11 protein-coding genes and 2 pseudogenes are annotated in these 12,454 nt (G+C 63.2%); 9 read left to right on the top strand and 4 right to left on the bottom strand.

Annotated elements, in window-relative coordinates; all coding sequences use genetic code 11:
- Positions 1-450 (bottom strand): alpha-amylase family glycosyl hydrolase (locus BN1233_RS32595; RefSeq protein ID WP_244889846.1); only part of this gene is annotated, 450 nt, incomplete at its 3' end.
- Between the two features lie 466 nt (positions 451-916).
- Here BN1233_RS32595 and BN1233_RS32600 point away from each other — a divergent pair.
- The 4 genes from BN1233_RS32600 to BN1233_RS32615 all read left to right on the top strand — a co-directional run bounded on the left by BN1233_RS32600 (position 917) and on the right by BN1233_RS32615 (position 7,021).
- Entirely contained in the window at positions 917-1,216 is a 300-nt protein-coding gene (locus BN1233_RS32600; RefSeq protein ID WP_197094625.1) for an SPW repeat domain-containing protein, read from the top strand.
- Positions 1,217-1,449: 233 nt separating this feature from the next.
- On the top strand, positions 1,450-2,634 hold the full coding sequence (locus tag BN1233_RS32605) for an NADH-quinone oxidoreductase subunit D (RefSeq protein WP_046867826.1): 1,185 nt from the start codon (positions 1,450-1,452) through the stop codon (positions 2,632-2,634).
- Positions 2,635-3,180: 546 nt separating this feature from the next.
- The gene (gene cphA, locus BN1233_RS32610; RefSeq protein WP_244470983.1) at positions 3,181-6,051 is read left to right on the top strand and encodes a cyanophycin synthetase; all 2,871 of its coding nucleotides are present in this window, start codon (positions 3,181-3,183) and stop codon (positions 6,049-6,051) included.
- Positions 6,052-6,148: 97 nt separating this feature from the next.
- Entirely contained in the window at positions 6,149-7,021 is an 873-nt protein-coding gene (locus tag BN1233_RS32615) for a cyanophycinase (RefSeq protein ID WP_244470984.1), read from the top strand.
- 137 nt (positions 7,022-7,158) lie between these two features.
- Here the strand turns inward: BN1233_RS32615 and BN1233_RS47610 are convergent, their stop codons facing one another.
- Positions 7,159-7,305, bottom strand: a complete 147-nt coding sequence (locus BN1233_RS47610) for a hypothetical protein (protein WP_154678329.1) — start codon at positions 7,303-7,305, stop codon at positions 7,159-7,161.
- Between the two features lie 385 nt (positions 7,306-7,690).
- Complete coding sequence (locus BN1233_RS32620) at positions 7,691-8,302, bottom strand: sigma-70 family RNA polymerase sigma factor (RefSeq protein WP_244470985.1); 612 nt, start codon at positions 8,300-8,302, stop codon at positions 7,691-7,693.
- Positions 8,303-8,897: 595 nt separating this feature from the next.
- Here BN1233_RS32620 and BN1233_RS50850 point away from each other — a divergent pair.
- The 5 genes and pseudogenes from BN1233_RS50850 to BN1233_RS50670 all read left to right on the top strand — a co-directional run.
- A pseudogene (locus BN1233_RS50850) lies at positions 8,898-9,491 on the top strand (patatin-like phospholipase family protein); the annotation flags it as partial.
- A 12-nt stretch (positions 9,492-9,503) separates the two neighbouring features.
- Complete coding sequence (locus tag BN1233_RS50855; protein WP_342341684.1) at positions 9,504-9,926, top strand: DUF3734 domain-containing protein; 423 nt, start codon at positions 9,504-9,506, stop codon at positions 9,924-9,926.
- Positions 9,927-10,022: 96 nt separating this feature from the next.
- Positions 10,023-11,120, top strand: a complete 1,098-nt coding sequence (locus BN1233_RS32630; RefSeq protein WP_052764031.1) for an SDR family NAD(P)-dependent oxidoreductase — start codon at positions 10,023-10,025, stop codon at positions 11,118-11,120.
- Between the two features lie 309 nt (positions 11,121-11,429).
- Positions 11,430-11,885: a DUF305 domain-containing protein gene (locus BN1233_RS50665; protein WP_147707679.1), complete on the top strand. Its 456-nt coding sequence runs from the start codon at positions 11,430-11,432 to the stop codon at positions 11,883-11,885.
- Positions 11,885-12,046, top strand: a complete 162-nt coding sequence (locus BN1233_RS50670) for a hypothetical protein (protein WP_187144435.1) — start codon at positions 11,885-11,887, stop codon at positions 12,044-12,046. The genes BN1233_RS50665 and BN1233_RS50670 overlap by 1 nt, the downstream gene beginning before the upstream one ends.
- A 278-nt stretch (positions 12,047-12,324) precedes the next feature.
- On the opposite strand, the pseudogene BN1233_RS50085 reads toward BN1233_RS50670, so the two are convergent.
- Positions 12,325-12,454: pseudogene (locus BN1233_RS50085) on the bottom strand (IS630 family transposase); the annotation flags it as partial.

A 12,454-nucleotide genomic window follows, 5' to 3' on the forward strand; every position in this document is an offset into this window, starting at 1 on the left:
TGCGTGATAGTAGTACTGGCCCGTTGCCTCGTCCCATTCCCAGGCACTGCCGCCGAAGCGACTCAGCCAGTTGTTCGGCGGGCCACCGTCCGGCCCGGGGTCGCGCCAGATATACCAGTCGCGTTTCGCACTATCGCGAGACGAGCGGCTCTCCTGAAACCAGGGATGTCGATCGGACGTGTGGTTCGGCACGAAATCGAGGATGAGTCTGATGCTGCGAGCGTGCAGGCGCTCTGTCAGCTTGTCGAGATCATCGACTGTTCCGAAGAGTGGGTCGACATCGGTGAAATCGGCAATGTCGTAGCCGAAGTCCTCCATGGGCGAACGATAGACTGGCGAAAGCCAGACGGCAGACACGTCAAGCCAGGAGAGATGCTCGAGCCGCGACAGCACGCCGGGGAGATCGCCCTTGCCATCACCGTCGGTGTCCTGGAACGACGAGGGATAGATCTGATAGGTGACGCCCCAGCGCCACCACGGTAGTGCACCGGGCTCGCTCGCCGGAAGGGTCCAGCCCGTCCGCTGGTCCTCTCTTGGGGACTGATTTCCCCTTGCGCCCGCAGAAGATTCGACAGCCAACTGGGAGGACCGTTGAGAATGCGGTTGCTGCATCGCGAGTAGCTCGATGGAGTGCTATCAAGGGCTGGCATTTCCAACGACTGATGATGCAGAAAGTTCGAAGTTGAGCACAGATGGGGAGGCGACTGCACTAGACTTTAACATGAGTTACACTGGAGAGTATTGGTATCGAGCTGCCGCGAAAACGCCGGTGCTTGAGAATTTCTCGGGAACATTGTCCGAGGCCGGTCATTAAGGAGGCGCGCCTCTGGCGCGTACCAGAGGTGAGGATTGGCCATGCATTTCATTCCGACCAGCGTCCACGGCATTCGATTATGCGACAGGAATTCTGTTGCCCGTGGCGCCGTATCTCTTCGGCTTCGCCGACGGAGGTGCCGCCCAATGGGTGCCGATGGCGTTTGGCAGCCTCCGGATGGATTACGAACTGTCGCTGACCCGTCTCATTCCGCTGCCGGCGCATCTCGCGATCGATGCCGCAGGAGGCCTGCTGCTGCTTGCAACGCCCTGGCTCTTTGGGTTCGCGGATCAGGTGATGTGGCCGCACGTGATCGTCGGAATCATGGAAATCGGGGTGGCTCTCATGACGCGTACCGTGCCTGATACGACGACAATGGCGGAGCGGCAGTCCTACAGCTAACGCGTGGCTTACTCCCGCTGTCAGAGCTTTGCCCATCTCTCTGGAGAAGCCGAGTTCGCCGCAATGATCGGCATGTTCGGCTTCACCGATTGCATATGCCCCCAGCCTCCGTGGTGTTGATGTCTCTTGTCTGGTAAGACTTTCAGCGCTCACCCATCATTCGCGGGATCTCGACTGCGCTGGTTCACCTGCGTCGCCTCCGAGTATGTCCCCTGTCGCTGAAGGGAGCGAATATGGCTGAGCACCAGCTTCGGAACTTCACGATCAATTTCGGTCCTCAGCACCCGGCCGCACATGGCGTTCTGCGACTGGTTCTTGAACTCGATGGTGAAGTCGTCGAGCGCATCGACCCGCATATCGGACTGCTCCATCGAGGCACGGAGAAGTTCTGCGAGTACAAGACCTACCTTCAATCGCTGCCCTATTTCGACCGGCTCGACTACGTGGCGCCGATGACGCAGGAACATGCCTATTGCATGGCCGGCGAGAGGCTCCTCGGGATCGAGGTTCCCAAGCGCGGACAACTGATCCGCGTTCTCTACCTGGAGCTCAGCCGAATCCTGTCGCATCTCCTGAACGTCACGACGCAGGCCATGGACGTCGGCGCGCTCACGCCACCCCTCTGGGGGTTCGAAGAGCGCGAGAAGCTCATGGTCTTCTATGAGCGCGCCTCCGGATCGCGCATGCATGCGAACTACTTTCGCTTTGGCGGCGTGCGGCAGGACCTTCCGCCCGATCTGATTAACGACATCGAAGCCTGGTGCCACACATTCCCTCAGGTGCTCGATGATCTCGACGGCCTCGTGATCGGCAATCGCATCTTCAAGCAGCGCAACGTCGACATCGGAATCGTGTCACTCGACGATTGCTGGAGGTGGGGCTTTTCCGGCCCGATGCTGCGGGGTTCGGGCGCTCCCTGGGACCTGCGCAAGGCGCAGCCCTACGAGTGCTACGAGGAGCTCGATTTCGACATTCCGGTCGGGCGCAACGGGGACAACTACGACCGGCAGGTCATCCGTATGGAGGAGATGCGCCAGTGCGTGCGCATCATGCTTCAGTGCATCGAGAAACTGCGCAACACCGAAGGCCCGGTTTCGACTCCGGACGGCAAGATCGTTCCACCCTCGCGCAAGGACATGAAGCGCTCCATGGAAGCGCTCATCCAGCATTTCAAGCTGTTCACCGAGGGCTTCCATGTTCCGGCAGGGGAAGTCTATGCGGCGACCGAAAGCCCCAAGGGAGAGTTCGGTGTCTATCTCGTATCCGATGGCACCAACAAACCTTATCGCGTGAAGATCAGATCGCCCTGCTTCGCGCACTTGCAGGCCATGGATTACATGAGCCGCGGCCATCTGCTCGCGGATGTGTCGTCGATTCTCGGCTCGCTCGACATCGTGTTCGGCGAGATCGACCGGTGAGAGAAGGTACCCGCCGACATCGTGGTCGAATGATGCGTCGCTGCATACGTCGCCCACCACCCTGACCCGGCTGCCGCGCAACCAACCACTCTCATCAATGAAGAGGTGATTGCCGGTTGCAAGAAGAGGCCCTACCGACGAGGAGAATCGGTAGGGCTCAGCTCGAGGAGGAACGTGCGAAGCCGCACGCTCGGAACTCTACGCCTTGCAACGAAGTCGCTCACTGACACATGTGAATCTGGACCAGAAATTCTTTGAGTATCCAAGGATGAATAATGGCGAATGAAAGAAACGCCGTTATGCAGAGCGACAGCAAGCTTCGCAAGCTCGGGTAGAGTATAACACAAGCTAGGATCGGCTCCAGAAATCGGAAATATCCGTGTTCTTCTGGAACAAAGAGCCTGGCCTTCAGTGTTATGTGGCCGGGCGCGACCTGTCCCAATTTCTCGTTTTCGGCAGAGGGACTGCAACGCAGGCAGCGGCGGCACCGGCGAGCCCGATCGTGTGTTGGTAACGGGCTACTGGAACATGAACGACGAACAACGAATGAGCTCCGTCCTTATGGGAAATGTGGGAAATGCCGCCGAGGCCGGGGAGCAGGATCGGAGTCCAGGCGCAGATGAGGCTATTCACGAGTCCATGGTCCGCTCCATGCGTGTCATCGAGCGGGGCGTCTATCGAGGGCCGCATGTCTACGGCTCGATTCCGATGATCCGGATTCAGCTCGATCTCGGCTCGCTCGAGGAATGGCCTTCGAACCGCTTGCCGGATTTCAACGAGCGACTCCTGGACCTGCTTCCCGGTCTGCGCACGCATGGCTGCTGCTATCACCGCCCGGGAGGATTCGTGCAGCGGCTCGAGGACGGCACCTGGCTGGGCCACGTCGCCGAGCATGTCGCGATCGAATTGCAATCCCTGGTCGGGGCACGCGTCACGCGAGGCAAGACGCGGTCCGTCAGGGGGCAACCTGGAATCTATAATGTCATGTATGCCTACCGCGAAGAGGCTGTCGGTCTCTTTGCCGGACGCTTGGCCCTCCAGCTCGTCGACTCGCTGCTTCCTCAGCACATGCAGGGCGTCCGCGGGCTCGACCGCGTCTATGGCGACGAGCGCACGCCCGTCATGCAGGGCGCGTTCGATTTTCTGTCTGCCCTCGAGGCGCTGAAGCGCCTGCAACGCCGTATAACGCTCGGGCCGACTACGCTGTCTCTCGTCGAGGAAGCGGAGCGCCGGGGCATTCCCGTCATGCGCCTCGACGACCAGAGTCTCGTGCAACTGGGAACCGGTCGCCATCAGAGACGCATCCGGGCCAGCATCACGAGCCTCACGCCCTCGATCGCGACCGATGCGGCCGGCGACAAGAATCTCACGAAGGCGCTGCTCGCCGATGCAGGCCTGCCGGTGCCCAGGGGCGCGGTCGTCCGGATCGCGCAGGAGGCCGTGCAGGAGGCGGAGCGGATCGGCTATCCGGTCGTGACCAAGCCTCTCGACGGCAACCATGGACGCGGCGTGAGCATCGGTCTCTCCACTCCCGAGGAGGTGCGGCAGGGCTTCGAGGAGGCGGCTCGGCACCGGGGTCGCGTGATCGTGGAGGCCTGCTACCAGGGACGGGATCATCGCATCCTGGTCGTGGATGGCGAGGTCGTTGCGGTTGCCGAACGCGTTCCCGCGCATGTCGTAGGGGACGGCCAGCGCAGCATCACGGCGCTTGTCGAGGAGGTGAACCAGGACCCCCGGCGGGGCGAGGGCCATGAGACCATCATGACCCGCATCAGGCTCGACGATCATGCAAAGAGCGTGCTCGCAAAGGCGGGCCTGACGCCGGAGAGCGTGCCGGCGACGGGCCAGGTCGTGTATCTGTGCGACAGCGCCAATCTCTCGACCGGCGGCACCGCCATTGACCGCACCGACGACATTCATCCCGACAACGCGCTGATCGCACGGCGCGCCGCCCGCGCCATCGGCCTCGACGTCGCCGGTATCGACTTCATCACTCCGGACATCGCGCGCTCGGTGCACGAGACCGGTGGCGGCATCGTCGAAGTCAACGCGGCCCCTGGCTTTCGCATGCACCTTCAGCCCTCGCAGGGCCGGGCGCGCAACGTGGCGCGGCCGGTTCTCGACATGCTGTTCCCGCGTGGCGCACCCTCCCGAATCCCGATCCTGGCGATCACCGGCACCAACGGGAAATCCACCACCGCTCGCATGGTCGGCCATATCCTGCGCGCGAGCGGCCTGACGGTTGGTCTGACGTCGACCACAGGCGTCTACGTGAATGGAGATCGAGTGGTTGAAGCGGATGCCTCCGGGCCCTGGAGCGCGCGCGTCGTCCTGCGTGATCCCACCGTCGAAGTGGCTGTTCTCGAGACCGCTCGTGGCGGCATCCTCCGCGAGGGGCTCGGCTTCTCGGAGTGCGATGTCGGGCTGGTCACGAACATCCAGCCCGACCATCTCGGCCTGAAGGGGATCGAGACGGTTGAGGATCTCGCCTGGGCGAAATCGGTCGTGGTCGAGGCCGTGCATCGCAGCGGTACGAGCATCCTCAGCGCCGACGACCCGGTCACGGTGGGCATGAGCCGGCATGCAGGCGGGCGGATCGCCTACTTCTCGCTTTGGGGAGGAGCCGAAATGCTGGACTTCCTGCGCGAGCACATCGAGCGGGGCGGGCTCGCCGTCGTGCGCGAGCCCGGGCCCGTGCCGGGTGGCGAGATCGTGATCCACGATGACGGCGACACGATGCACCTGATGCGCGCGTCCGAGATCCCGGCCACCCTCGACGGCCTCGCGGATTTCAACATCCAGAACGCCTTGGGAGCCATCGCGATGGCTTACGCCCAGGGCGTGCCCCTCGGCATCATCCGCAACGCTCTGTCGACCTTCACGACTTCGTTCGAGAACAACCCCGGCCGGCTCAATATCTTCGACGGCCACGGCTTCCGGGTCATCCTGGATTATGCCCACAATCCGGCGGGCCTGCGCGCGCTCGGCGATCTCATTCTGAAGATGCGGCCGCGTCATCGGCGGGTGATCGGCATGATCAATATCCCAGGCGACCGTCGCGATGACGACATGCGCGAGATGGGGGAGCTTGCGACCCGCTATTTCGACGAGATCATCTTCCGCGAGGACCCGGCCCGACGCGGACGCAAGCCCGGCGAGATCGTGGCTTTGCTCGCGGAGGGGGCACTCGGGGCGGGCTTTCCGGAGGAGCGGGTCCGCCGGATCCTGGAGGAGGACGAGGCCGCAGAGGCTTGCCTCGGGCAGGCGCGCCCGGGCGATCTCGTCGTGCTCACCCCGACCGATGTCGACGCGATGTGGCGGCAGGTGCTCGATTTCCGCGTCGATCCGCGCGCGCATTACGATGTCGAGGTCGAGCGATCTGGAGAGCAGGCCGGACCCTTGCGGAAAATTGCGTGAGGCCGGTGCGCGTCATGTGTGATGTATGGGCCCCGGCGACAGCCGGGGCACTCTCGTCCCGCCATAAACTTTTCGAAGTTGCCGGGGATGAGCACGAGTGAGGCCGATCGCGATCATGTCGGAACGCACGAGGCAGAATGCCAAGGGGCCCCTCATCGTCATTGGCGGCGGTGAGGACAAGGAGGAGGACCGTATCATCCTGCGCGAGATCGCCCGCCATCTCGACGGTGGTAGGCTCGTTCTCGCCACGGTGGCATCACATGAGCCGGAGGGATATTTCGACGTCTACCAGAAGGCGTTTGAGGATCTGGGCGTCACGGACCTCGTCGAGCTCTACGTCAAGGACCGTGCGGAGACCCTCGATCCCGAGAAGTTGCGTCTCCTCGATGAGGCGGCCGGCGTCTTCTTCTCAGGGGGCGATCAGTTGCGCATCGCGAGCCAGATCGGCGATACGCCGGTTGAGCAGCGAATTCGTGAGATCCACGGCCGCGGGGGCGTGATTGCCGGCACGTCGGCCGGTGCCTCGGTGATGAGCGAGACCATGCTGGTGAAAGGAACCAGCGGCGAGTCGCACAAGATCGGCGACCTCCATATGGCGCCCGGGCTCGGCTTCATCCGCGACGCGATCATCGACCAGCATTTCGCCGAGCGCGGACGTTTCGGCCGTCTGCTCGGTGCCGTGGCCCACAATCCCCGCGAGCTCGGGATCGGCATCGACGAAGATACTGCTCTCGTTCTCGACGGAGACCGCTTCGAAGTGATCGGCAGCGGCTGCATCTACGTTGTCGATGGCGCCGGGGTCACGCATTCCAACATCGCCGAAGCCAAGCCCGAGCGGGCGCTCTCGATGTATGATGTGCGCCTGCACGTGCTGAGCTCCGGCGATACCTTCGACCTGGCGCATCGCCGGCCCGCCGCAGTACCCGACGTCACCCGGAGCCATGCGATCGAGGCACAAGTGACAGGATGATCCGGGGAACGGATCTGCGGCATGGCGATTCGCACATTCTCGCAGGAGGCCGGACTGCCCTCGGAGCGCTGCTCTTCAGTGACCCGCGCTGAAGCGCGGGTCATCGCGAGTGGTGAAATGCCAAGGGCTTGCAGCGCTCAGCTCTTCTTCTCCTGCTTGCGCTTCTGGGCGCCGTTTCCATCCTTGCCCTGCTTGTGCTGGGTACCACGTTGATTGGATCCGCCATGGCCTTCCTGCGGGACGCCCTGCGGGTTCTGTTGAGTGCCTGGAATGTTCTGTGCCATCGTGTGATTCCTTTTCGAGCCTGCGGCTCGTGAGAGCCTGAGTTGCAACAGCGATCGTCGAGGGCCTTCCTCGTGCAGGGCGCCACTCCAGTCGAGCCTCGGTTTCATTAACGGCAACTTGGTCGTGCAGACCGCTCAAAAGGCTTGGCCGATAGAAGGCCCCTCCGACATTACTTGTCGGAATTAACGTTGGCGGAGCGGAAAGTTCGAGCGTGGCCGCCGATTTACATGATGCATTGTGAGCCATCCCCAAGAAGGACCGCTGCAAGCCCGCCCGAGTCCCGGAACTCGGACGGCCACTGGTCGAGTCGAAACTCGTGATTGCCTCCTCGGGCTGCAACAGGGGCAGTCGTGTGGATGTCGCTCGTGCGTGCTGATGTCGCTTTCAGAAGGGCCCCACCGCGACGTGCCGTGCGGGGTCTGGTCCGCTCCTGGTGCCCTCGACCGTGAGCACGGCCCTCACAACACGATCTGCCCCGAAGTCCTCCTCGTCCTGGAGGTGAAGGAGCTCGGCAAGGCGGGCGCGGGCCCGGTTGATCCGGCTCTTGACGGTGCCCAACTTGATCCCGCAGATCCGGGCAATCTCCTCGTATTGCAATCCCTGTGCCCCCGCGAGGAGAATGGCCTCGCGCTGCTCGGGAGGGAGCCGCGCAAGAGCTACCGCGAGGTCCCGCAGATTGAGATTTTCATCCTGTCCGGGGAGGGTCGAGAGCATGCCGGCCATCACGCCGTCCGGGTCCTCGACCTCCCGTCTTCTCCGGCGCATCGCGGTGTAGAACTCATTGCGGAGGATCGTGAAGAGCCACGCCCGCAAGTTGGTGCCCGCCTCGAACTTGTCGAGGTTGCCCAAGCCCCGGACAATCGCCTCCTGGACCAGGTCATCGGCCTGATCGCCATTGCCGGTCAGCGAGATCGCGAAGGCACGAAGATGCGGGATGGCTCTGAGAAGGCTATCGCGCAACCCGGATGGAAGAGCTGCTCCAGAGGCTCGAGACACATTCATGCTCCGCAGCAGGGCGGGAGGATGTCTCCCGTCGCTTGATGCCCTGACAAGGAATAGAAGCGACACTCTGTCAAATGGAGGTGAGTATTTGTGCTGCAAGATCTGCAAGAACCTGAGGTTGATAAAATAAAGATCACTCGATCTATCGTATGTTATTGCCCATGGGCTTCGTGGCTAATCACGCCGCTTCTCTTTAACACATGTGTGGCTTGGCTGTTGCTGGGTGCCGCCTGGGAACTCATCTGGTTCAAATACCAGGATCAGACCCTGGGAGGATGAAGGCGCAGGAACCGCGGGATCGGCGGGGCGACGGGCCTCCTGCTCATCAGTGGGCGGAACCCCCGTGGGTCCTGCCTTGTTGAGCGACAGCGAACCCGCTGCGTGCCGATGGGTTGATGCTTGTTGCCATTGATGGCCGGAAGACAGCGGGCCTGAGTTAATCGCCCGAGGAATTCTGCATTTTCCTGAAGCACATCGACGCTGGCATTCACCGGCGTGTGCATTCGGGCGGAGTGAGCCTTTGAGAACTCCACGGTTGAAGCGGTCCAGAGCCAAGGCCGGAACGAGTGCCACGCCATTGGTGCAGCGGATGGCGCTGGTCCTTGCCGGTGGCAACGCGCTTGGGTCGTTCGAGGCCGGGGCCTACCAGGCCCTGCACGATCAGGGCCTCCGGCCCGACTGGGTGGTCGGGACATCCATCGGTGCTGTCAACGGCGCGATTATTGCAGGCAATCCTCCCGAACGGCGTCGGGAGGCACTGTGGGAGTTCTAGTCGAGATCAACCTGGCCCGCAGGAGTAGGAAGCGCCCCAAATGGGCTGGCTCAGGCCATGCAGCGTCTGGCCGGGCAATTCCAGACGGCATCGTTCGGCAATCTGGCGATGTTCGTGCCCAGCTACACCGGCATTGCTGCCAACCAGATGAGCGAGCTCGGCCTTTACGATCTTGCCCCGCTCCACCGCACGTTGGAGAGCCTGGTCGACTTCGACCTCCTCAACAGGGGTCCCGTTCGGCTGACGGTGACAGCGGTCGATCTGGAGACCGGAGAAGGGGTCGTGTTCGACACCCGGACGGATCGGCTCGGCCCGGAGCACATCATGGCCAGCAGCGCCCTGGTCCCGGACTTCAAGCCGGTGGAGATCGACGGGCGCCTGTTGGCCGACGGCGGGCTGTCGTCGAATCTGCCCGTCGACATCGTGCAGCGTGAAGCCGACGCCCCTCGCCTCTGCATCGCCATCGACTTGTTTTCAGCCCAGCGGCCGTCGTGCACCAGCTTCGCCGAGGCCGTCGCGCGGCGGCTGGAGCTCCTGTTCGCGGCCCAGACCCGCCGGTTCCTGGAGGCGCATGGGCGCGAGAACCGGCTCCGGAGCAAGCTTCGTGCTGTTGTTGATCTCATCCCCGAAGAGTTGCGGGACAGGCCCGAGGTCACGGCTGCCCTGATGGAAGCGGATCGGCCGGACATGAGGCTGGTGACGATTGCGGGGGATCCGGCGCCCGAGACCGGCAACTGGCTCTACGACTACTCGGAACAAACCATCAGGATGCGTTGGCAGTCCGGCGAGAGCAAAGCCAGGGAGGCGCTAACCGCGTTTCAGGGCGACCTTGCATCCACCCCCTGACAGACACTTGCCAGCAATTTCCCAGGCACACCGGACGCGCCCTGCATTCCCCAGCCGCGCCCAGGACCAACAGCAGGAACCTAGAAAGACAGCATCATGACAGACCGGATCGACGGGAAACTCGTCGTCATCACAGGCGCATCGAGCGGCATCGGTAAGGCGAGCGCCCTGGCGCTGGCCGATCAGGGCGCTCGCCTTGTACTGGCGGCGCGCCGGAAGAAGGAACTGGAAGACACGGCCGATGCCTGCCGCGCCAAGGGGGCAGAGGTCATCACCGTACCCACCGACGTGGCCGAGGAGGCGCAGGTCCAGGCGCTGGCTCAGCGGGCCATCGAGACCTTCGGCCGGATCGATGTGTGGTTCAACAATGCCGGCATGGATGCCTTCGGGCGCTTCGAGGACATCCCGCCGGAGACCTTTGCGCGTGTCCTCCAGATCAACCTGATGGGAATGGTTCACGGGGCCCGGGCCGTCCTGCCCCACTTCCTGGAGCGCGCCTCCGGCATCCTGATCAACAACGCCTCGCTGGTCGGCAATTGTCCTTCACCGTTCCACAGCCCCTACGTGGCCAGCAAGTTCGCAATCCGGGGCTTCTCCTTCGCCCTGCGCCAGGAGGTCCTGCACCTGCCTGATGTTCATGTTTGCGTCCTGTCGCCCGCGTCCATCGACACCCCTCTGTGGCAACGGGCGGCAAATTACAGCGGCCGTGCGATCAAGCCGTTGGATCCAGTCCATCCGGTGGAGCAGGTCGCAAGCGTTCTCGCCAACCTGATCCGCTATCCGCAACGCGAGGTGTTTGCCGGCGCCTCGGGCTGGATGGCGAGCGAGCAGTACGCGGCCCAGCCCGCCATGATGGAAGCCGCGATTGCCGCCTACACGCAGCAGAGCCTGTTCCAGGACAAACCGGCAGTGCCCACCGACGGCTCGCTGTTTAAGCCGGAACGCGGCAATGGCGGCACGAGCGGAGGATGGAGCTCGCCGGATCGACCTGGCCTCGCCGTGGGAGACACCCTGCCCCTGATGGCCAGCCCTGCCTTCCTGGCCCTGGCTCCAGCCCTTTACACCCTCAAGCTGTCGGCGAGCTTTGCCCAACAGCTCAGCATGCAGTTCGCGCCATCGCTGGCCGGTGCATTCGCGGCGGGAGATGGATTGCCGGCCGCGCTGACCTCCGTGCTGCGACGGACAGGCCCATGACCTGCGATGAGGTTGCCCAGTTTTCGTGGACGGTTGAGGGCTTGGTTTCGGTCGCGACCTCTGGTCGGCGTCGAAGCGATGCCAAGCCCTTGTTCCGAGCCGGTGCGGCCGTCCATGATCGAAGATCGCGTGAGCGGCGCACGGCAGGCGCGTCCTAGTTCGCCTGCCCTCGCGAGAGATTTTCTCTCTTCGGCCGCCAAGCTGAAACCAAGTGAATCCGAAGCAGTCCGCGCTCCAACGGCGGCCCGGAGTCGAGCGCTATGGCGTGTTGCAGCCTGACCGTTCCTTCCCTCGAGCAGGAGACACAAGATGGATCGTCGAGTTGTACTCGCGGGCCTTGTAACAGTTTTTGCCGGCCCTGCCTTTGCCCAGCAGAGTGGGGCACCCTCGACCATGCAGCCAGGTTCGTCCGGAGGCTCGGGTGCGATGCGCTCCGGAGCTCAGTTGAGCCAGGCCGACATGCAGCAGAGCATTGTGGCGGGCATGATCGCGCGCGAGACCTCCAGGATCGCTCTCGAGAAGGCCCGCAATGCGGATCTGAAGCAGTTCGCGCAGTTCGAGGTGGACGAGCAGACAAGCCTGTCAGAAGTGCTCACCAGCATGATGGAGACGGCCGCCACCGCCGCTACAGGGTCGACCGCATCGGGCCGGTCGGACGCTGCGGCGCCGCATGCCGGCATGGCGACGCAGATGGACGCCAAGGCCCAGGAGATGATGCAGAACTCAACCAAGCGTCGGGCGCGGAATTCGACCGCGAATACCTGATGGGCCAGATCGAGGGCCACCGCGAACTGCTGCAAATCCAGGAGCGCTACCTCGCCAGCAACCCGCAGAACCGGGAGCATATGAACGTCGCCAAGCTGGCCCGCGGAATGATCAAGGAGCACATCGCGCTTCTCGATGACATCCAGAAGAAGATGGGTTGAGACATGCGGCTCAGCCGGCCCGACGGCTGGAGGCTCTGCCTGATATGAACGAATGTCCCGGCTCACCGCCGGGACATTCTCCTTCCGATGTCTTCTTTTGGAGATGACGTCTCGGAAATGCGGATGCGGCACCGCGACAGAGATCACGCTCGCGAAGCGAGCGCTGCTGCTGGCATTGAGCGGACACCAAGTCGAGCTGCGTCCCTAGGTGGCCGTGAGCTCCTGGCGCGCGAGCGCGGTGCCCTCGGGCTGGCGTTGCTGGCTAGAGCCTCGGACCCTTAAAGGGACGCATATCCAGCGGCTTTGAGGTAATTCCAGCATTCCTGCGGGGTGAAGAGATCACAGATGTCACCGATGGCGCGCCAGAGCGCCTCGAAGGTGCGGGCCCCGATCTTGCGCAGATGTGCC

The organism is Microvirga massiliensis (genome assembly GCF_001006805.1).
GTDB classification, from domain to species: domain Bacteria; phylum Pseudomonadota; class Alphaproteobacteria; order Rhizobiales; family Beijerinckiaceae; genus Microvirga; species Microvirga massiliensis.

What these genes read in the sequence shown, in the direction of transcription:
- BN1233_RS32605 (WP_046867826.1), top strand. Translation starts at nt 1,450, where the DNA reads ATGGCTGAGCACCAGCTTCGGAACTTCACGATCAATTTCGGTCCTCAG.
- cphA (WP_244470983.1), top strand. Translation starts at nt 3,181, where the DNA reads ATGAGCTCCGTCCTTATGGGAAATGTGGGAAATGCCGCCGAGGCCGGG.
- BN1233_RS47610 (WP_154678329.1), bottom strand. Translation starts at nt 7,305, where the DNA reads ATGGCACAGAACATTCCAGGCACTCAACAGAACCCGCAGGGCGTCCCG.
- BN1233_RS32630 (WP_052764031.1), top strand. Translation starts at nt 10,023, where the DNA reads ATGACAGACCGGATCGACGGGAAACTCGTCGTCATCACAGGCGCATCG.
- BN1233_RS50665 (WP_147707679.1), top strand. Translation starts at nt 11,430, where the DNA reads ATGGATCGTCGAGTTGTACTCGCGGGCCTTGTAACAGTTTTTGCCGGC.
- BN1233_RS50670 (WP_187144435.1), top strand. Translation starts at nt 11,885, where the DNA reads ATGGGCCAGATCGAGGGCCACCGCGAACTGCTGCAAATCCAGGAGCGC.